This window comes from Paenibacillus sp. ATY16 (assembly GCF_003399985.2).
Lineage (GTDB): Bacteria > Bacillota > Bacilli > Paenibacillales > Paenibacillaceae > Pristimantibacillus > Pristimantibacillus glycanilyticus.
This window is the reverse complement of the sequence record NZ_NMOK02000004.1, coordinates 161,415-178,832: the sequence shown is the minus strand read 5'-3', so window position 1 is coordinate 178,832 and position 17,418 is coordinate 161,415. Positions and strand designations below refer to the sequence as shown.

Below are 17,418 nucleotides of genomic sequence, written 5' to 3'. Positions count from 1 at the left end.
GTAACCATGGCGTTATGCTTTTGGATCAACCGGTATCATAATCGTGAACTCCGGGTTTTTGGCGTAAGGATCCTGTGCCATCGGGTATTTCTCAAAATGAGTAACATCCCCTTTATGCAACGGATAACCCTGCTTCTCAATCCAGGCGAAAATGTTCGTATAAGAGGAGTCGATATTGTCTTCCTTCTTGTGCTCGGTCATGGCATAAGTCAGAGCCGGAACGGTTACGCTGGCCATACCTTCAGGAACATCCTCCACCCGTTCGACTTCGAGAGCCGCATAGTGAATAAAGCTGTCGCCTTCATGATGATAGGATAAGCCGAGTAAAATGTCCGGGTGAACAACATGCCTGATTTCCGCTAACCTTCGAATTACTTCCGTCTGAACGGCACGGATGCCTCCCTCTCCCGCTTCCTCAAACGTTCCTTCCCACCTGATTCCGACCGCATGGAAAGAGGGCTTGCTAACCAGGATGGCTTCAAAGACCTGATCCATTCCATCAACCTCCACAATAGAGTTACCCTCTTATTTTACAGGATATGGATTATAAAATCTGTATATTTTCTATACGGTAATATCGCCTATGTAATACGCATAAATCCGTTCAATCGGTTTGAAATACAGATGCCCGTCTTCCCACGGTTGGAAATGCAGGTCCATTCTCGCGTCGCTCCAATTCTCCGGCGTTCCCTTTGTCTGGAGACGGCCGGGCACAACAGGCTCCTCCGTCACATTCGGGAATTCCTGATAGCCGAACAGGAGATTCTCGTGGATTCCGATCATCTCGTACTTGGGACCAAAGAAAGCCCGCTCCTCCTGAAGCTGGTAATGGTAATACACGTAGCTGCCGATCATCTCCGGCTTCAGATGGGCAACGCGCCCCACTCTCCTCTCCACCGGATTCTTGCGAAGCCAATGCTCCCGATCGGCAGGTTCGTTAAAGTGAAAGACATCCATCATCCGAATCCATTTGCGGGGCTCAACCTGTCCCGGCCAATCCTTCAAATAGGGCTCCGCCGCACCGGCAACTTCCTCTGGGGCCAGCTTGCCGTCCATGCACTCATAGTAAAGAAAGAGATTATGATTCCAATAAAAAGCCGCTGCCGTCATCAAACGTCCCTGCTTCACGAGGCGGATAACCTGCTCATCCTGCTGCAGGGCCGCCATGCCTTCCTCCTGAAGCCCGTCCTTCCACGCTGCCCTGAACATCAATCTTTCGATCATATCGCCACCCCCATTCTCCCTTTAAGTGAATTGCCGGTGCTTAGGCAGCCACTGAACCGCGGCATCAACCGCTGTCGTCATCTCAAACAGCTTGCAGTCGGCTTGGCCTACCTTGCCGTGCTGAACTCCGCTATGGAATTGCGCGCCAAACTCGTCGAAATCACCCGAGTCATACGCGTAATCCGTGAACCACTGCCAGGAACGTTCCCCATCGACCAGCATGGCCGTTCCCATCTTTTTCGTTGGCATGCGGTCAATCCTTGTCTCGGCAAGATGCAGGCTTGTACAGGAGTCGAAGCCTGCGCCAAGCAGCAGCACCTTTGCCCCTGCCGCATACAGCTTGCCAAGCGGGGACGCCTCCCCGAACTGGGGCGTTAGCGGATGGCCGGATACGATATATTCGGCATACTTGCCGTTCGCGCAAAAGGATACCTGAGGGTGCTCCGACCTTAACGTGCCCGGATAAGTCCGGAACAGCTCGGCAATACGCCCCATCCCCCGGGTTGGCGTTACAGCCGGATCAAAAGCCGGCATTTCGTTGTAAATCATCTCTAGCCATTCCTGCGGAACAGGAGGATTCCCCCACTCGGCGGGATCGCTCCAGTCTCCGCACTGCGCCGGCATGACCAGCGTGCCTTCAGCCCCAACGGCTTGCAGCAGAGCCTGCACAACCGCCTGCGGGCCGCCGCATACCCAGCCTAAGCTGGACATGGAGGAATGAACGAGAAGATGGTCACCCTCCCGTATGCCTAGCTTACGCAGATTACGCACCATGCCGCTTACCGTTACCGGCAGCCGCGTTTGTTTTATAATGTCGTGTTCGCTCATTATGATCTTTGCTCCTTTACTCGAAACACCCGCTCAAAGGCGTTATAGCATTTACGGTCCTTTGACGTATCAAGTACGGCAAAGGTAATCGTCGAGAACCATGTGCAATAACCTTCGACTTCCAAAAGATCATGCCACCAATTTGCTACTTTTACCGGGTCATTCCCGAATACGCCGCATCCATAAGCCCCCAGAATGAGATTGGTATCCCCCTGATGGGCAAAAATAGCTAACGCCAGCCGCATGCGGTCTTTCATAACGCGTTCCGCTTGAAGCTTATTCTCGCCTTTCTGCACAACCTGCCCGTAGTTTACGGCCGGAAGGGTCAGCACCGAGGCCCGTATAGGCTGACGAATGAGGTTAAATCGGGTATCCCTGAAAAATACGACATCGGGAGAGTAAATCGCATGATCGGTGTACATCATGGATCGGCAAGCCCGGTTGGCGGAATAAAAGCGCGGATGCCTCAGTTGTGTCCCGTATAATCCGCTTGATGCAGCCAAACTCTCCTCTTGTGCCATCGCACCGTTCAGAAATCCGCCGCCGGGATTCTTGGCGCTTGCAAAGTTAAGCACCCCGACCCGTTCGGCACCCGTTTCGGCATAGCGGATTATTGCTTGAACAGTAGCCTCATTCGTGACGTAAACAGATGGTTGGGACGCTCCCTTTAACGGCACCCGCAAATTACCGATTATGCTTACGCCCTCTTCCGGCGTAAAAAGCCGGCTTTTGTCCTCCGATAACTTCTGCGCCTCCGCTATGTTAACTCGAATGCCATTATAGTTGTAATAGCCTTGCTGCTGGATAAGTAAGGTCTCCTGTGCAATTTCTCTACGGTTCATGATTATCCCTTCTTTCGTTAAACAGTTCATCTCTGACTTCCATTAATGCAAATCCAAGCCAATTCTTTCCGCGCCATTCTAACGGATTTCCTGCATTGGAATCCGACTGCCCCATACCTATACCCCAAATCCTGTCGTGCGGGCTGGCTTCAACCAGAATGGAGTTATCCGTTGACTTTAGAAATAGTCCAAGCAAAGCATTTTGCGAGAATTTAGCAAGGTTCCCTTTCTTCACAATCGCGAAGCAGCGGCTTTCCCACACCGATTTATCAAAGTTTTTCACTGCCCGGCCAAAAGCCTTCATCTCTTTCGGACCTCTCGCTTGCAGGATTGCGGCCAACATCTCCCCATCCTGAAACAGCCGGGCTTTTTCCGCCATCATATATTGCTCGGAGCATGAATACGGAACCCCATCGATAACGAATGGACTTATCCACCATTGGCTTAAGCAGCTTTTGTCAATCTTTCCGAGTTCGGAAGGCGTGTGCCCCCAGAAGAACAGAAACGTACCCCTCTTGCCGGAAGCATGTTCCGTCTGCAATTGTTCCATGCTGTATTTCATTGGAATCCCTCCATCTTTCTTCGATAGAGGCGGGATGGGCGATGACCGGAGTTTTCCGTATAGTGATCGGTTTCCGTCACGAGATCCGTAATCTTGCGCCGAAACGCCGCCTTTAGAAGCTCTTTATCCAAAATAACCTCATACACCTGCTGCAGCTCCGTTAGCGTAAACAGCTTAGGCATGAGATGAAGGGCTATATCGGTATAATTCACCTTGCCTCTCAAACGTTCGATGGCATAGGCAATGATTTTGGCATGATCGAAAGCTAATCCGTCGTTGCTCACTATGCTGTAAGCGGTTTTTGTTGCTGCCTCCGTAACGCTATCCGTACGCTCCACCATTGCCGTCAGCTCTGCATAATCGGAACTCAGAAGGAGTTCATACTGCAGCGTCCTTGCATATCCGCCCTCAAAAAACTCCTTTTGCTCCCTGATCAGCCGGTACGATACTTTAAACCATGCAGCGTTCGCCGCATCGTCTCCCGCCTTCAGCTCTAACTTTTCGCTATTCACCAGTGCCATGTAAGAGCAGCTCATGACCCAAGTTCGTGGATCCCGGCCGATATCGCTAAACGTATATAATTGCTCCAAATAAACGTTATCGACTCCCGTCTCCTCGCGGAGCTCCCTGACCGCAGCCTCTTCCGTTGATTCGTGAGGCCGTACAAAACCGCCAGGCAATGCCCATTGCCCCAGAAACGGATGCCCCCCCCGCTGAATAAGCAGCAACCGAAGCTCCTTCTCGGGCAGTTTGCGATAATTGCCTTCCTCCGTTTGGGTTACCGTAAAAATTACCATGTCCGCAGCAACCGAAGGGCGCTCATAATCCCCCGGCTTATACTGCTCCATAAATTCGCGCTCGGTTAATCCGTTTGAATCGAGCCGTTCCAAGCTGCTCACACCCTCATCTATTCTTATATATATTTTGATAATAACAATTTGTTACTAACAAATATAGCAGAGCGGATTCCTGTCCGGCAAGGGCAAACTTATTTATAACTAAAATAGGAGTACCGCATAGGCACTGTGGTACAATAAATCTATCAATCCTAGATAGAATAGGCGGCGGCACAGCATGTCCATTACCTATAAAATGTATACGATGTGTATGGTTCAAGATAAGGATAAGGTACTTTTAATCAATAGGCCAGACCAAAAGGGTTTTCCCGGCTATATCGCCCCCGGCGGCAAAGTGGATTTCCCGGAAAGCCTCGTGAATGGCGCCATCCGCGAAGTACGCGAAGAAACCGGCTTAATCGTAAGGGACATCATCTATAAAGGCCTCGAGGAATTTTGCGATCCCACCACGAACCTGAGATATATGGTCTTCAACTACCTGGCGACTTCGTTTGAAGGCACGCTGCTCGAGAGCCCGCCCGAAGGCGAGCTGCTCTGGGTGAACAAGGATGAAGCCCTAAAGCTTCCGATGCAAAGCTGGTTTGCGCGCCGGTTCCCGCTTTTCTTCCAGGAGGGGACGTTTGAACTGAGCTACGTGTGGGATGAGAAGGTAAGAGAAACATTGGATAAAACCGAGCGCTTCTACTCTCTTGCCCCTGTTCAGCAGCATTAACCCGCAGGTTTTTAAATTCGCACTTGAATAAAAATAGCAGCATAAGCTATACTAGTTAAAATTAAAACGAAATTAGGCCGATGAAGAGAATCCAACTCGGAGGCGTTCTCGTCAAGGGGAATTACCGTTCTCCCTAAGTTAACCGGACCCGCCCGTTACCGCGGAACTAAGTGGATTAAACAGTGGTAAAGCTGTTTAATCAATTTGGGTGGCACCGCGAGAATACAAGCGCTCTTCGTCCCAATCGGACGATTAGAGCGCTTTTTTGTATTCTTATTGAAGAGGAGCGAGTTGCCATGCTAGACATCAAGTGGATTAGAAACAACCGGGAAGAGGTTCAAACGGTCGCAGACCGGAAAGGGATCGCAATCTCCATTTCGCAGCTTGTGGAGGTGGACGATGCGCGGCGGAGACTGCAGCAGGACATTGAGGAGCTGCGTCAGGAACGGAATCAGACCATTCAAGAGATTAACCTATCCATTTATAGCAGCGAAGAGAAGGATGTGGAGCAGAAAAAGCTTCACATGAAAGAAATTAACCAACGCATCGCCAGCCTGGAGACAGAGCAGAGAGCCGTTCAGGCCGAGTACGCGGACCTTATGCAGGTTGTTCCGAACATCGTATCGCCGGACACGCCGATCGGAAAGTCGGATCAGGATAATGTCGAGGTAAGAAGAGTTGGCGAGCCGCCGGGCTTTGGCTTTGAAATCAAGGATCACGTAAAGCTTGGCGAGCTTCACCAAATGATAAACATCCCCCGCGGGGTCAAAACGGCCGGGAGCCGCAACTATTATTTGACCGGAGCCGGAGCTGCCCTGCACCGTGCCGTACAGCAGCTTGCGCTCGATTTGCTTATGGCCAGAGGCTTCACCCTGCTAGAGGTACCGCTGATGGTGCGCAAGGAAGCCCTGTTTAATACCGGCTTCTTCCCGCTTGGGGAGGAGCAGACCTACCGGATCGATGGCGGCGACAAATACCTGGTTGGCACGTCGGAGGTTCCCCTTATCTCGTTCTACGATAATGAAATCGTGGATGTCAGCAAGCCGATTCGACTGGCAGCCGCCTCGACCTGCTTCCGCAGCGAGGTGGGCTCCGCGGGCAAGGATGTGCATGGTTTATACCGGGTTCATCAGTTCTCGAAGGTCGAGCAAGTCATTATTTGCGAGGACAGCATAGAGGCATCGGAGCGGATGCTGCAAGAGATTACGCAAAATGCGGAGGATCTTCTGCAGCAGCTTGAGCTTCCTTATCGCGTTATGGCGGTATGCACGGGAGATATGTCGCAAAAAACCTATAAGCAATTCGACATCGAGACCTGGATGCCAAGCCGCCAAGCTTACGGCGAGACCCATTCGTCGTCGAACCTGCTCGACTTCCAGGCGCGCCGCTCGAACATCCGCTACCGGGATGCCCACGGCAAGCTAAGATTTTGCCATACCCTGAATAACACGGCTGTCGCTTCGCCGCGGATCCTCATCCCTCTGCTGGAAACTCATCAGGAGGAGGATGGATCGATCCGTATTCCGTTAGCACTTCGCAAATATATGAACGGGATGGAGCGTCTGCAACTGTGAGGTTAAATCTTGCGGCTCTAGCGTTAGTCCACCATTATGCTGCATGTCACGCAACGAACGAGTAACCTAGCTATGCTGCTCTCACTCCCTCAGTTCCATTTTAGTCTGAGATACGTTGCACGAAATGCAGTATATTGACCTATTCCCGGTATAGCGGGAGATTATGTTGTACAGAATGCATTATATTTCTCCGATTTGAACCCATTCACGGCCATTTCTCTCTAATATCCTGCATTCCGTGCAGGATATTCCCGCTTAACGAGCTAAATCGCACTATTATACTGCATTATGTACAACGTAGGCGGACTGCGACAACCTAATCAAAGAACAGACCTCTCTGCCAAGCAGGAGGTCTGTCGTTTTACCGCTATTACAAATTAAAATGCACAAAAAACGTCGTGCCCTGCTCGCCGGTCTGTACCTTAATGACGGCGTCATGCCGGGCGGCAATGCCGTAGCAGACAGATAAGCCAAGGCCAGTGCCGCTCGCCTTGGTGCTGAAGAAAGGCGTTCCCAGCTTCGCAAGAAACTCTTCCTTAATGCCGCCGCCTTGGTCCTTGACCTCCATAACGACCTGCTTGCTGTCCGAGTAAGTCCTGATTTTCAAACGACCGCCCAAAGGCATCGCATCCAGACCGTTTAATACGAGATTAAGCACCAGCTGACGAATCTCCTTCTCATCGAGCTGAATCGGCGGGCATTCTCCCAGATCGAGGGAAATATCATGATTGCCGGTTAACGCTTTCGACTGAATGAGCGGGTACAGCGTCTCGATTACCGTATTAATGTGCTTCGAACTGCGTCTGGTTGGAGCCTGCGCGCCCACGGATAGAAATTCCGTCACAATATTATGCACCCGGTCCAGCTCTTCAATCATAATGTCGGTGTATTCCTTCGACGGATTGTTTCTCGACAGCTGAAGGAAGCCCCGGACGGTCGTCATCGGGTTGCGGATTTCATGCACGATACCCGCAGCCATCTCCCCTGTAATATTAAGCCGGTCGAGACGGGTAATCTCCTTTTCCAAAAACACGCGTTCCGAAATATCCGTTACCACGCTGAGCAGGCAGTCCTCGCCATGAACCTGCATGATTTCGCTCGAAAGCAATCCGTCCCGCAGGTCCCCCGTCTTCGTCATGTACCGAATCCGAATATTACGCGCCGGCTGCCATGGATCATGACGTTCAGCCCCCTTATCGTCCGAGTCTACAATATATTGAAGCATGTCCGCCGATTGATTAATGACTTCATTCCCTTCATAGCCCATCGCTTGCAGCAGGCTCTCGTTCACATTGATATAACGCTTATCCTTTAATGATCTCAGGGCGATTAAGCAAGGAGTCGTGTCAAAAATTTTGCGGAACCGCTCCTCCTCCATCATCTTGCGGTCGGTCACATCGCGGATCGAGCAGACGAAAAGCTGCTGCCCCACGATACTGGCCCTTCCGATCTGAACATCCACGGGGAACGGGATCGAATCTTTGCGCAGCGCCGTTGTCTCGATTAATTTTGCGCCATGATTCGTCTCGGCATGAAGGAAGGAGGACAGAGCCGGAACGATATCGTCGATCGGACGGCCCGCCAGCTTGTCCGGAGCATAACCAAACATTCTCGCTGCCGTGGGATTCAAGGTTTGCATAATGCCGGCTTCATCAATGGTGACAATGGTGTCGTTCGAGGTTTCGCCAATAACCTTCAACAGTTCATTCTGCAGCTTGATATGCTCCTGATATTGATACAGCTGAACGAAAGCCTCGATTTTCATTTTTAACGTTTCGGCATGGTAAGGCTTGAAAATATAATCGATCGCCCCCACCGAATAGCCATGCTTAACATGCTCGGCCGCCTGACTAATCGCCGTAATAAAAATAATGGGCACATGCTTCGAGCGTTCTCTCATCTTGATCAGGCTGGCGGTTTCGAAGCCGTTCATCCCCGGCATCTGAACATCAAGCAAAATAACGGCGAAGTCGGTCGTCAGCACATGCCGAAGCGCTTCCTCGCCGGAATGTGCGGAGTACAGCCTATAGTTCGGGGAAGCCAGAATCGCTTCAAGAGCAATCAAATTTTCCGGACGGTCGTCGACCATCAGAATATTCACCTTGGATACGGCGCTATTTAACTTTGCGGTAAAGCTTCTCATTTGCTTCCATCTCCTTGTAACAGTCTGTGAAGCTGGTAAAGGTTATACTCTCCTTATGCCCCAGACCAAGGAAACCGGAAGGGGACAAGCTCTCATAAAACAATTCATGCACGCGGTTCTGCAAATAAGAGTTAAAGTAAATCATGACATTGCGGCAAATAATGACATGGAATTCGTTAAAGGACTCGTCTACCGCCAGATTATGCTGGGCGAACGTAATCTTCTCCCCTAGAAAAGGACTGAATTCCGCGCGGCCGCTCGTAACCGATACGTATTCCTTGATCGATTTCCTGCCGCCTGACTGCGCGTAATTATGGGAATACGAGGCCAAGCGGTCGAGAGGAAAGGCCCCCAGCTTGGCTTCCTCAATAACCGCTTCGTTCATATCGGTCGCGTAAATTCTTGTCTTCTCCAGCAGTCCTTCCTCATGCAGCAGCATCGCCATGGAGTAGGCTTCTTCTCCGGTCGAACAGCCGGCATGCCAGATGCGGATGCGGGGATAATCCTTCAGCTGCGGAACTACCTTGTCCCGGAATGTCTTGAAGAAGCTGGGGTCGCGGAACAGCTCGGTAACATTGATGGAAAAGTCATTAGCCAGCCGATTAAACGCCTGCCGGTCATGCAGCACCTTTTCCTGCAGGCCGGAAATCGTCCTCAGACGTTCCGTCCGAATCCGATTCCATACTCTTCGGCGGATCGTCGGCATTACATAGTTCCGGAAATCAACCCCGTAATACCGATACAACGCCTCCAGCAGCAGTTCAATCTCGAGCTGCTCAAGTTCATCCATTGGTTCCTTCTCATTCGTACACATGACGCCTTACCACCTATCTGCTCAGCCAAGAATGGATGCGGGCAAACAGCTGCTCCAGCTTGACGGGCTTGCTCATGTAATCGGATGCGCCTGCTTCCAGGCATTTGTCCTTATCGTCCTTCATCGCTTTGGCCGTTAAGGCAATAATCGGAAGATCGCCAAAGCCCGGCATTTGCCGCAGCGTGCGCATAGTCTCGTAGCCATCCATTTCAGGCAGCATAATATCCATCAGGATAAGATCCACGTCCGGATGTTCCTTCAACACTTTTAAGCACGAAAGTCCATTCTCGGCAAAAAGCACTTCCACTTGCTTGCTCTCAAGGGCGATGGTAGTGGCATAAATGTTCCTCATATCGTCGTCCACAATCAATACTTTTTTGCCTATCCAGACCGCATCGTCCAAGCCAGCGCCATCGCTTTCCGGCCCTCTAGCTCTTTCCGGCTCCATGAGCTCGGCGACGGCCGCGGCGGATTCCTGCTGAACGATGGATGGGCCGCCCACGCTCTCGGACGCCTCTTCACTCGGAAGAGTCAGCGTGAATACACTTCCTTTACCCGGCACGCTGGTTACATGAATGGTGCCGCCCAGCAGCTGCGCCATATTGATGCTGATCGAGAGACCAAGCCCCGTGCCGCCGTACTTCCGGTTGGTCGTTCCGTCCGCCTGCTGGAAAGCCTGAAAGATCAGCTCTTGCTTCTCCTTCGGGATACCGATACCGGTATCGATGATAGAGAAGCCGATGCTTCCTTTTGCACGCGATCCCGACTGCGCGTAGTGAATATGCAGCTTTACCTCGCCCCGTTCGGTAAATTTAAAAGCGTTCGAGAGCAGGTTTTTAATAATTTGCATTAACCGCTGCTCATCCGTGTATAGCGACTGCGGCAGATCGGCATCGACTACCGTCTTAAACGAAAGTCCCTTCTGATGGGCTACGGGAAGGAATTGCTGCTCGGCGAATTCGCTAATCTCATGAAGACAAACTTTGCCGTGCACGAGATCGATTTTGCCCGCTTCCACCTTCGCCAGATCGAGAATGTCGTTAATCAGCTGCAGCAGGTCATTGCCTGATTGATGAATGGTATGGGCGTACTTCACTTGATGATCGTTTAGGTTGCCTTCGGTATTGGTCGCCAGAATGTTGGACAAGATCAATAGACTGTTCAGCGGAGTCCGAAGCTCATGAGACATATTTGCCAGAAACTCGGATTTATACTGCGAGCTGAGCGACAGCTGCCTGGCCTTCTCCTCCAGCTGGGTCTTCGTCTTCTCCAGCTCTCTTGTCTTCTGCTCGGAATTCTTGTTCTGTTCCTCCAGCTTCTCGTTAATGCCTCTCAGCTCTTCCGACTGGGTCTGCAGTTCTTCCGTCAGCACCTGCGATTCCGCCAGCAGCTGCTCGACCTGCATGCGTCCCTGCAGACTGCTAAGCACGCTTCCCAAGTGAGTGGATACCTGCTGCAGCAGCGATTGCTGGATTGGAGTAAAGGTGCCGAACGACGCCAGTTCCATGACGGCGATAACCTGCCCTTCGAACTGAACCGGCATAATGAGCAGGCTTGCAGGCGACGCCTTCCCTAATCCGGATGTGATTTGAATGTAATTGTCGGGTACATTGGTCAGCAGAATGGTGCGGCTCTCCAAGGCAGCTTGTCCGACAAGCCCTTCTCCGTTCCGGAAGAAATCTACGCCGATAGCCGAATGCTGGTACGCATAAGATGCCAATCTATTCAACTGATGGCGCCGGCCGGTGCCGTCTTTCAGATAAAACACGCCATAGCTGGCATCAACCAGCGGGGTAATCGCCGTAATAAACAGCTGAGCCAGAGACTCCAGGTTATTAACGCCTTGGAACCGGGTCGCCATATCGGCAACATTCGTCTCAAGCCAGCGCTGCTCCTGCTCCAGAATGGAGTACTTATTCAGCGTAATCGCCATTTCATTAAAGGACCGGGCGATATCTCCGATCTCGTCTTGGGAGCGAACTTCGATATGCGGGATATTTGAGGATGTTTTGGAATCATGATTAAATCCGGTAATGACGCTCGTAATTTTGAAGAGATTGCTCGTGATGCGGTGTGATAGCAGGAGTCCGATAAGCAGGGTTAACAGAAAGGTAATAACCGTAAGAATAGCCGTCAAGGTGTTAACGAAATCAACCATGGAGGCGTTCTTTGTCCGGTCCTCTTCCAGCAGCTGCTGCTGGTATTTCACAAACTTTTGGGAGAGCGGCCCTAACTGCTCGCCTAACGGGAGAGTGGTTGTTTTGAAATAAGCCAAGGCGGCCGCCTTATCATGATTCTTCTCCAGGTTGGCCAGCAGCTCTTCAGAACTTCTTACAAAAGAAGCATCGTTATTCGCCAGCTCCTGAAAGGATTCCCTACCCTCCGGCCGGACGATTAGATCCTCCACCTCGCCGATAAGTCCGGTCATTGCGGTATTCGACGTCCGCAGCTCCTCCATAAACTCGGGGTCCTGCGTCAGCAGATAACCTCTTAAACTGTTGGTCTGCTGCACGGCCAAGTACTGAATCTCCGTTGCCTTATTCAGGACGGCTACCCGCTGGTCTATGAGATTATCGAAGGAATGATTCAGTTTGTCGTTGTAAATGTACGCGGTTATGTTCACCGCGGCCACAAAAAAAGCAACGGATAAGAAGCTGATCAGCAGCTTGCTTCGAATCGTAAACCTCATGCATGCACCTCACTTTTTATTTCCTATATCTTACTATCCCAGCAAAGAAGTGAATATAGCAAAAATTAGAAGTAAACATGCAAAATCAAATTGTCACAAAATAGACACATTTAAGCAAGGGGTTTCGACATACATCCAGTGACCCTCTGCTCTATACTTGCTGTGTTATCCAAATGTTAGTTAAATTGACACTCTAATAGATGGACCAAGGAATAAAAACAATGGAGGGATATGAATCATGGCCATGCTAATGATGAAGGATAACATGAACCAGCTCTTCGCTGATTACGAGCATCCGGCTTTTTACGATGAGATGTTCGAGGGGCGGGGAAAAGGCAGGATTCACTATGGGACAATGCTGCAACGGCTGGCCAAAATGGGGCTGGAAGAGTTAAAGTCCCGCGACAGTTTGATGCAGGAGGAAATGGTTACGCAAGGAATTACCTTTACTTTATATAGCAACAATCCCGAGGATTCCTCCCGGGAAAGAACGATTCCTTTCGACCTGCTGCCGAGAATGATTACTTCCGAGGATTGGGCTCATCTAAGCAAAGGACTTCAGCAGCGGGTTAAAGCGTTAAACCTTTTTATACGGGATATCTATCATGAGCAGAGCATCCTGTCAGACGGGCTCATTCCAAGCGACATGATTCTGAACAACCCTTATTATGTGCCCGAGATGGTTGGCGTCGATGTTCCCGGCGGCGTGTACATTCCTCTATCCGGCATCGATATTATCCGCGGCAAATCCGGCGAGTATTACGTACTCGAAGATAACCTGAGAACACCGTCCGGCCTGTCTTATGTCTATAAGAACCGGGCTTTAATGACAAGCTTGTTCCCGGAATTATTTTTCGATTATCGGGTCCGCAGCATTGATCGCGGCATGAATGCCCTGCTTGGCAGTCTCCGCAGCCTGGCTCCCCATTCCAAGCCAGACCCTCTTGTTGTCCTGCTGACCCCCGGTATATATAACTCCGCCTATTATGATCACTGCTTCCTGGCGCAGGAAATGGGGATCGGGCTGGTTCAAGGCAATGACCTGATCGTGAAGGACCGCATCGTATATATGAAAAGCCGCCAGGGATTGCGGCAAGTAGATGTCATTTACCGGCGTATCGATGACGAATTTCTCGATCCGCAGGTATTCCGCAAAGACTCCTTGCTTGGCGTACCGGGCCTAATGGACGCGTACCTTGCCGGCAATGTCGCGCTGGCCAATGCTCCGGGAACCGGAATTGCCGACGATAAAGCGGTATATGCCTTCGTGCCGGATATGATCCGCTATTACCTGAAGGAAGAGCCCATACTGAATAACGTGCCAACCTATATCCTCACACGGCCCCATGAAAGAGAATATGTCCTTTCCCGCCTCTCCGATATGGTTGTCAAAGAGCGGTCTTTGTCGGGCGGGTACGGCATGCTGATCGGCCCTACGGCTACGGAAGAAGAGATTAAAGCCTTCGCGGAGAAAATCGCTCGGCATCCGGAGCGCTATATCGCCCAACCTACGATAAAGCTGTCCTGCTGCCCTTCGCTGACTGACGGCCGCGTTGCTCCCCGGCACATCGATTTGCGTGCCTTTACGTTTATGGGCTCCGATTCGTCTTATGTGGTGCCCGGAGGCTTGACCCGCGTTGCCCTTCAGGAAGGCTCTCTTGTCGTGAATTCCTCGCAGGGCGGCGGAACGAAGGATACATGGGTGCTTGGATAATAACACCAACTAATGATGAGGTGATTTGAGATGATAAACCGCTATGCGGAATTATTGTTCCTGATCGGACGCTGCCTGGAACGGGCCGACAATTATGCCCGGATCATCAATATTTACTACAGCATGCGCCATGAGCTGATGGAAACCGACGAGGGTTACGCCTGGGAACGGCTTGCTTCCGCCGTCGGCCATACCCATGAGCTGAGCACTCCGGCCAATGAGTGGGTTGTCCTTCATGATCTGACCTTTGACCGGACGAATCCGGACAGCATCTTCTCCAGCATACAGCAGGTTCGAAACCATATCCGCACTCTCCGCCCTTTGCTTCCGGGGGAGCTATGGGATATCATAAACACCTTCTACTTATGGCTGAAGGAGCAGGACGTCAGCAAGCTGATGCTGCAATCTCCTTATCTGTTTTATAAACATATTAGCGAACAGCTGGCTCTGTTTAACGGCACTGCCGATGCCGCGATGGTTCGGGGACAGCATTGGAACTTCATTCAGACCGGCAAATTTGTGGAGCGGATGAACGGCACGGTCCGGATCATTCAGGCCACCTACCGGAACATGCAGCAGGACGAGAAACTGCTGGACGAAGAGCTCCTCTATAACCGCTTCCTGGTTCTGCTGAAATCATGCGGCGGTTACGATGCCTTCCGCAAGTTTCATGCCCATCATGTACGATTGACGGAGGTAACCGAGTTTCTTCTGCTCAATGCCGAATTCCCCCGTTCGATCCGGTTCGGCATTAATTCGCTTGCCAGCTATATTGAGAGAAATCCGCTGCTGCATCATTCGATAAAGAATTTGTCCATTCAGACCAGCGACGTGTTGTCGAGCATCCGGGCGGGCAGGCAGCGCCACGGCGAGAATATTACGGAAGAAGTATTGCTCCTCCTACAGCAATTGCAGCTTACCGTAAGCGATCTTGGTCTATTATTCGCCGATATCTGCTGTCAGGAGGAAGCGCCGGTTACGGTAGAGGTTTGAAAGGGCTGCCAATAAGGACGGAAAGGAAATAGGAGCAGCTGTGCGAACAGCTGCTCCTTGTTCTATTCCTCGTCGATCAGCGTAAGCTCCACAACGGTATTCCGCTCATCCGGAAGCGGATAAGTAGCCGTCTCCGGTCTTGCGAAGTTGAAGAAGGCATCCTTCTCGAACAGATGGACATTCCAAGGACGAGTGACAAATACTTCGGAGCCGTCGGACAGCAGTCTTGCCTGCTTCACGCGACCGGCCAGACCCACGAGGCCGATTGGTCCGATGCTTTCCTCAAGCAAATGCGCGTATAGCTTATTCCCCTTGCGCGTGTACCTGCCCCACTCCGGCTTAGGAAGACCGGCTTCCACGCAGCCGTAAATGCTGTCGCCGTTTTTGCCGAGCCATTCGCCTACTTCCTCCAAAATGTCCAATGACTCGCGCGGAATCTCGCCCTTGGCATTAGGCCCTACATTGAGAAGCAGGTTGCCGTTCTTGCTGACGCACTCAACCAGCTTGCGGATAACCGTCTTGGCTGACTTGTACGTATGGTCGGCCGCGCTGTAGCCCCAGTTATTATTCAAAGTAATGCAGGCTTCCCACGGGATGGAGTTGCCTTCGTTATCGGTAACGCCGCTTGGCGGAATGATCTGCTCCGGAGAGGCAAAGTCTCCCGCATACAGGTTCGGATTATTCGTGTAGATCGATCCTCCCCCTTCTCCTCCCGCATCCAGACGGTTGTCGACGATGATATGCGGCTGAATGGAACGGATCATCTCCATCAGCTCGGTTGCGCGCCAAGCTTCGCCCTTCATCTCGTCATAGGAGAAATCGAACCACATAATATCCAGCTTGCCATAGCCTGTGAGCAGTTCGCGCACCTGGCCGTGCATATAGTCGAGATAGCTCGCGAGCCGTTCCGGATCACGCTTAAATTCCTCATTGTCGCGCATCGGATGATGACGGTCGCCATATGCCGGATAATCCGGATGATGCCAGTCCAGCAGCGAGTAGTACAGTCCTACCTTAAGCCCTTCCGCACGGAAAGCGTCCAGGAACTCTCTGACCAGATCTCTTCCGCATGCCGTATTGGTAGACTTATACTCGGTCAGCTGGCTGTCGAACAGGCAGAAGCCGTCATGATGCTTGGCCGTCAGTACCGCGTATTTCATCCCCGCCGCTTTGGCCGCTTTGGCCCACTCTTTCGGATCGTAACGCTCGGGATTAAACTCGTCGAAGTAGACTCGATAATCCTCGACGCTGATCCGTTCCCCGTTCCTTATCCACTCCCCGCGCGCAGGGATCGCATATAATCCCCAATGAATAAACATGCCGAACCGGTCCTGCAGAAACCACTTGGTCCGTTCTGTACGCTGCTCTATGTTAGATTGACTCATATGACTAGATCGCCTCCAAAAGCTTAGGTTATACCCTTAGTCTAGCGGTCATTTGTGATATGATATAGGCAGCAAATTAGCTTGTATGGGGATTAGATTAACCTAATTCGAGGTGTCGCTTCATGTCGCTCAATCCTAACCACGAGTTTCTTAACGAAATGCTTCAGCAGCTGCAGGTTCATCTCGAGGAAGCTTATTACACGCAATGCTCGCCGCAATGGCGCGAGCTCGATTATATCCCGTCCTACAATAAATTTTATCTGATCTGCGAAGGCGAAGGCTGGCTGAAGATCGGCGACGAGGAATACCGCCCCGTTCCCGGACAGCTCGTCCATATGCCCGCACACGTTCTGCAATCCTACTCCGCCGTCAGTGACCGTCCTTATTCAAAATATTGGTGCCACTTCACCGCGACGATGGGCGAAATGGATCTGTTTCAGTGGCTGGAGATTCCTCCTGTTCTCGACATCTCTCCCGACCTTATGGATAGCTTAATGAAGCTGTTCCGGGAGCTGGTAGAGCTGTATCAGAATCGTTCTTACCTGGCGAGAATACGGGAAAAAGCCATTCTGCTCGAAATTATCGCCTTGTTCCTCTCGCAGTCCGACACGCATCTGAAATTCGTGCCGGGGCGGCTTGGCGAAATCGAGAGGCTGAGGCAGATTGAAGCTTTTATCGAATCCCATCTATCCGAGGCTCTGACGCTGGAGCAGCTTGCGAAGCATGTCCATCTTCACCCCAACTATCTCGTCCGCTATTTCAACAAGCATTTCGCGGTCTCGCCGCTCAAATACTTGAACCGCAAACGGATGCAGAAGGCCAAATCCCTGCTCGGCACAACGGACCTTGCGATTAAGGAAATTGCCGAGCTTGTCGGCTTCCCCGACACGAACCATTTCGCCAAAGCATTCCGCAAGGAAGCCAGCTGCTCCCCGACGGAATACCGTCTGCGCGCAGAGCGCAGCTAATCAGGCCAGCTCCTGTTACGACCAAAGTCTGAGACGGCTTCCTTCCTATGGGCGATTATCTGGCTGCAGGATTATTTTATAATCAGTGCAAAGAGAAAGGTCTGGAAGGGAAG

The 17,418-nt window shown here is 51.4% G+C and carries 15 protein-coding genes; 5 read left to right on the top strand and 10 right to left on the bottom strand.

Annotated elements, in window-relative coordinates; translation table 11 throughout:
- Positions 1 to 12: 12 nt before the first annotated feature.
- From CFI03_RS03835 to CFI03_RS03810, 6 genes are all read right to left on the bottom strand, one after another.
- Complete coding sequence (locus CFI03_RS03835) at positions 13 to 495, bottom strand: GyrI-like domain-containing protein (RefSeq protein WP_248756482.1); 483 nt, start codon at positions 493 to 495, stop codon at positions 13 to 15.
- Positions 496 to 564: 69 nt separating this feature from the next.
- Positions 565 to 1,224 (bottom strand): hypothetical protein, encoded by a 660-nt coding sequence (locus CFI03_RS03830; RefSeq protein ID WP_248756481.1) that lies wholly within the window; start codon positions 1,222 to 1,224, stop codon positions 565 to 567.
- Between the two features lie 21 nt (positions 1,225 to 1,245).
- Positions 1,246 to 2,052, bottom strand: coding sequence for an AAC(3) family N-acetyltransferase (locus CFI03_RS03825; protein ID WP_248756480.1), 807 nt, complete (start codon positions 2,050 to 2,052; stop codon positions 1,246 to 1,248).
- Entirely contained in the window at positions 2,052 to 2,894 is an 843-nt protein-coding gene (locus CFI03_RS03820) for a TIGR02452 family protein (protein WP_248756479.1), read from the bottom strand. The genes CFI03_RS03825 and CFI03_RS03820 overlap by 1 nt, the downstream gene beginning before the upstream one ends.
- The gene (locus CFI03_RS03815; protein ID WP_248756478.1) at positions 2,884 to 3,456 is read right to left on the bottom strand and encodes an NADAR family protein; all 573 of its coding nucleotides are present in this window, start codon (positions 3,454 to 3,456) and stop codon (positions 2,884 to 2,886) included. Before CFI03_RS03815 ends, CFI03_RS03820 begins: the two co-directional genes overlap by 11 nt.
- On the bottom strand, positions 3,453 to 4,346 hold the full coding sequence (locus CFI03_RS03810; protein WP_248756477.1) for an NUDIX hydrolase: 894 nt from the start codon (positions 4,344 to 4,346) through the stop codon (positions 3,453 to 3,455). Before CFI03_RS03810 ends, CFI03_RS03815 begins: the two co-directional genes overlap by 4 nt.
- Positions 4,347 to 4,530: 184 nt before the next feature.
- On the opposite strand from CFI03_RS03810, the gene CFI03_RS03805 reads away from it, so the two are divergent.
- Positions 4,531 to 5,025 (top strand): 8-oxo-dGTP diphosphatase, encoded by a 495-nt coding sequence (locus CFI03_RS03805; RefSeq protein WP_248756476.1) that lies wholly within the window; start codon positions 4,531 to 4,533, stop codon positions 5,023 to 5,025.
- Between the two features lie 296 nt (positions 5,026 to 5,321).
- A complete protein-coding gene (gene serS / locus CFI03_RS03800) occupies positions 5,322 to 6,599 on the top strand; it encodes a serine--tRNA ligase (protein ID WP_248756475.1) in 1,278 nt (425 codons plus the stop codon).
- Between the two features lie 370 nt (positions 6,600 to 6,969).
- Here the strand turns inward: serS and CFI03_RS03795 are convergent, their stop codons facing one another.
- The 3 genes from CFI03_RS03795 to CFI03_RS03785 are packed head-to-tail and all read right to left on the bottom strand — an operon-like array spanning position 6,970 to position 12,245.
- The gene (locus tag CFI03_RS03795) at positions 6,970 to 8,742 is read right to left on the bottom strand and encodes a PAS domain S-box protein (RefSeq protein WP_248756474.1); all 1,773 of its coding nucleotides are present in this window, start codon (positions 8,740 to 8,742) and stop codon (positions 6,970 to 6,972) included.
- Complete coding sequence (locus CFI03_RS03790) at positions 8,714 to 9,556, bottom strand: CheR family methyltransferase (protein WP_248756473.1); 843 nt, start codon at positions 9,554 to 9,556, stop codon at positions 8,714 to 8,716. The genes CFI03_RS03795 and CFI03_RS03790 overlap by 29 nt, the downstream gene beginning before the upstream one ends.
- A gap of 13 nt (positions 9,557 to 9,569) precedes the next feature.
- The gene (locus CFI03_RS03785; protein WP_248756472.1) at positions 9,570 to 12,245 is read right to left on the bottom strand and encodes an ATP-binding protein; all 2,676 of its coding nucleotides are present in this window, start codon (positions 12,243 to 12,245) and stop codon (positions 9,570 to 9,572) included.
- A 238-nt stretch (positions 12,246 to 12,483) separates the two neighbouring features.
- On the opposite strand from CFI03_RS03785, the gene CFI03_RS03780 reads away from it, so the two are divergent.
- Positions 12,484 to 13,959 (top strand): circularly permuted type 2 ATP-grasp protein, encoded by a 1,476-nt coding sequence (locus CFI03_RS03780; RefSeq protein WP_248756471.1) that lies wholly within the window; start codon positions 12,484 to 12,486, stop codon positions 13,957 to 13,959.
- 30 nt (positions 13,960 to 13,989) lie between these two features.
- A complete protein-coding gene (locus CFI03_RS03775) occupies positions 13,990 to 14,952 on the top strand; it encodes an alpha-E domain-containing protein (RefSeq protein WP_248756470.1) in 963 nt (320 codons plus the stop codon).
- A 62-nt stretch (positions 14,953 to 15,014) separates the two neighbouring features.
- Here the strand turns inward: CFI03_RS03775 and CFI03_RS03770 are convergent, their stop codons facing one another.
- Positions 15,015 to 16,337, bottom strand: coding sequence for an alpha-L-fucosidase (locus CFI03_RS03770; protein WP_248756469.1), 1,323 nt, complete (start codon positions 16,335 to 16,337; stop codon positions 15,015 to 15,017).
- Positions 16,338 to 16,459: 122 nt separating this feature from the next.
- Here CFI03_RS03770 and CFI03_RS03765 point away from each other — a divergent pair, with 122 nt between their 5' ends.
- Positions 16,460 to 17,305: a helix-turn-helix transcriptional regulator gene (locus tag CFI03_RS03765; RefSeq protein ID WP_248756468.1), complete on the top strand. Its 846-nt coding sequence runs from the start codon at positions 16,460 to 16,462 to the stop codon at positions 17,303 to 17,305.
- Positions 17,306 to 17,418: the final 113 nt, after the last annotated feature.

What these genes read in the sequence shown, in the direction of transcription:
- CFI03_RS03835 (WP_248756482.1), bottom strand. Translation starts at nt 495, where the DNA reads ATGGATCAGGTCTTTGAAGCCATCCTGGTTAGCAAGCCCTCTTTCCAT.
- CFI03_RS03830 (WP_248756481.1), bottom strand. Translation starts at nt 1,224, where the DNA reads ATGATCGAAAGATTGATGTTCAGGGCAGCGTGGAAGGACGGGCTTCAG.
- CFI03_RS03825 (WP_248756480.1), bottom strand. Translation starts at nt 2,052, where the DNA reads ATGAGCGAACACGACATTATAAAACAAACGCGGCTGCCGGTAACGGTA.
- CFI03_RS03820 (WP_248756479.1), bottom strand. Translation starts at nt 2,894, where the DNA reads ATGAACCGTAGAGAAATTGCACAGGAGACCTTACTTATCCAGCAGCAA.
- CFI03_RS03815 (WP_248756478.1), bottom strand. Translation starts at nt 3,456, where the DNA reads ATGAAATACAGCATGGAACAATTGCAGACGGAACATGCTTCCGGCAAG.
- CFI03_RS03805 (WP_248756476.1), top strand. Translation starts at nt 4,531, where the DNA reads ATGTCCATTACCTATAAAATGTATACGATGTGTATGGTTCAAGATAAG.
- serS (WP_248756475.1), top strand. Translation starts at nt 5,322, where the DNA reads ATGCTAGACATCAAGTGGATTAGAAACAACCGGGAAGAGGTTCAAACG.
- CFI03_RS03795 (WP_248756474.1), bottom strand. Translation starts at nt 8,742, where the DNA reads ATGAGAAGCTTTACCGCAAAGTTAAATAGCGCCGTATCCAAGGTGAAT.
- CFI03_RS03790 (WP_248756473.1), bottom strand. Translation starts at nt 9,556, where the DNA reads ATGTGTACGAATGAGAAGGAACCAATGGATGAACTTGAGCAGCTCGAG.
- CFI03_RS03785 (WP_248756472.1), bottom strand. Translation starts at nt 12,245, where the DNA reads ATGAGGTTTACGATTCGAAGCAAGCTGCTGATCAGCTTCTTATCCGTT.
- CFI03_RS03780 (WP_248756471.1), top strand. Translation starts at nt 12,484, where the DNA reads ATGGCCATGCTAATGATGAAGGATAACATGAACCAGCTCTTCGCTGAT.
- CFI03_RS03775 (WP_248756470.1), top strand. Translation starts at nt 13,990, where the DNA reads ATGATAAACCGCTATGCGGAATTATTGTTCCTGATCGGACGCTGCCTG.
- CFI03_RS03770 (WP_248756469.1), bottom strand. Translation starts at nt 16,337, where the DNA reads ATGAGTCAATCTAACATAGAGCAGCGTACAGAACGGACCAAGTGGTTT.
- CFI03_RS03765 (WP_248756468.1), top strand. Translation starts at nt 16,460, where the DNA reads ATGTCGCTCAATCCTAACCACGAGTTTCTTAACGAAATGCTTCAGCAG.